This is a genomic window from Williamsia sp. (assembly GCF_016462415.1).
Lineage (GTDB): Bacteria > Actinomycetota > Actinomycetes > Mycobacteriales > Mycobacteriaceae > Williamsia_A.
On record NZ_JAEMTF010000230.1, the window covers coordinates 1 to 1823 of the forward strand.

Genomic DNA, 1823 nt, shown 5'->3' on the forward strand with positions numbered 1-1823 from the left:
GGGGAGTCGACGAGAGAGACGAGGCCGGCGGCGAGCTTGGCCGGGTCGCCGCCCTGGCTGCCGTTCATCGCCTTCCATGCCTCGATCGTCGCGGCGGTGCGGTCGGCGTAGTCGTCGATGGAGAGCTCCGGCCAGATCGACGACGCGCCCTCGACGAGCAACTCGGTACGGAAGAATCCCGGCTCGACGACGGTGGTGTGGATCCCGTACGGCGCCAGGTCGAAACGCAACGACTCCATCCACCCCTCGAGTGCGAACTTCGACGACGCGTAGGCGGCGCAGAACTCCTGGCCGACGAGGGCGGCGGTCGAGGTGATCGTGACGATTCGCCCCGAACGACGCTTGCGCATGATGGGCAGGATCGCCCGGGTCACGGTGAGTGGACCGAAGAAGTTGGTCTCCATCTGTGCGCGGAACTGGTCGGGGCTGATCTCCTCGAAGTAGCCGGCGTAGAAGTTGCCCGCGTTGTTGACCAGGACGTCGATCGTCCCGAACCGCTCGACGGCGGCCGAGGCGGCTGCGGTGGCGGCATCGGGATCGGTGACGTCCAACGCGACGGTGAGCAGATGGTCGTGGTCGCCGATCGCGGCGCGGACGCGTTCGCGGTCGCGGCCGGTGGCGACCACTCGATGTCCTGCGGTCAGGGCGGCCCGGGCGATGTCGATGCCCATGCCGCGTCCCGCGCCGGTGATTAACCAGACCTTGCTGTCTGCCATTGGATGTTCCCTTCGTGGTGACTCGACGTGTCGGTGACACCAGTCAAGGCGGGGTCCGGGGATCGAGGCAGTCACGGCTTACAGGGGTATCGGCAGTGACCCCCTACGACGATGACGGTGTCCTAGATTCGAACGCATGAGCAGTTCGGACGCGATCCGCGATTTCCTGACCACCCGTCGGGCCCGGCTCTCCCTTGAGCAGGCCGGGCTCCCGGACTTCGGCGGGCGCAGGCGGGTTCCTGGTCTACGCCGCGAGGAGGTTGCACTGTTGGCCGGCATGAGTACCGAGTACTACGTCCGACTGGAGCGGGGGAACGCCACCGGCGTCTCCGACTCCATCCTCGACGGGATCAGCCGTGCGCTGCAGCTGTCCACGGCGGAGCATGCCCACCTCCGTGAGCTGGTGCTGACGGCCAACGAGGGCGCGAGTGCCCGGCGCCGACGCGGTGCTGCCCGCCGGTCCCCGATCCGTGCGGGCGTTCAGCAGACCATCGACGCGATGGGCGACGTCCCGGTGATCGTGCAGAACGGGCGCCTCGACCTCGTGGCCTCGAACCGGCTAGGGACCGCGCTGTTCGCGCCGATGTTCGAGGCCGGTACCCCGCCGAACTTCGCCCGCTACGTCTTCCTCCATCCCGGGGCACCGGGTTTTTATCGCGACCATCACGACTCCGCCGAACAACTCGTGGCGCTCCTGCGCAGCGAGGCGGGGCGCGCACCTCACGACCGCGACCTGACCAACCTGATCGGCGAGTTGTCTACGCGCAGCCAGTTTTTCGCGACCCTCTGGGCGGCCCACGACGTGCGTGATCACGAGACCGGCGTGAAGCGGGTGCATCACGACGTCGTCGGCGACCTCGACCTCGTCTACGAGGCCTTCGACGTGTTGTCTGCCCGGGGCGCGCAGATGGTGGTCTTCAGCGCACAGCCCGGTACGGCGTCGCACGACGGCCTGCGGCTCCTGGCCAGTTGGGCGACACCCGACCGCGAGCCCGACGAGAGCCGCTCGGACCACACCTCGGCGACCGGTCGCGGGCCGGAGGACCGGTCCTAGTCGTAGATGACGTCGAGCCTGCGCCGACGAAGCTCGGCGAGCCCACTGCGCAT

General features: G+C 68.3%; 2 protein-coding genes. One reads left to right on the top strand and one right to left on the bottom strand.

The features are described from left to right. Nucleotides 1-716: SDR family oxidoreductase (locus JHC79_RS23635; RefSeq protein ID WP_296395516.1), on the bottom strand; the 716-nt coding region annotated here is incomplete at its 3' end. Between the two features lie 136 nt (nt 717-852). Here JHC79_RS23635 and JHC79_RS23640 point away from each other — a divergent pair. Next, nucleotides 853-1770: a helix-turn-helix transcriptional regulator gene (locus tag JHC79_RS23640; RefSeq protein ID WP_296395518.1), complete on the top strand. Its 918-nt coding sequence runs from the start codon at nt 853-855 to the stop codon at nt 1768-1770. The last annotated feature ends 53 nt before the right edge of the window (nt 1771-1823 follow it).

What these genes read in the sequence shown, in the direction of transcription:
- JHC79_RS23640 (WP_296395518.1), top strand. Translation starts at nt 853, where the DNA reads ATGAGCAGTTCGGACGCGATCCGCGATTTCCTGACCACCCGTCGGGCC.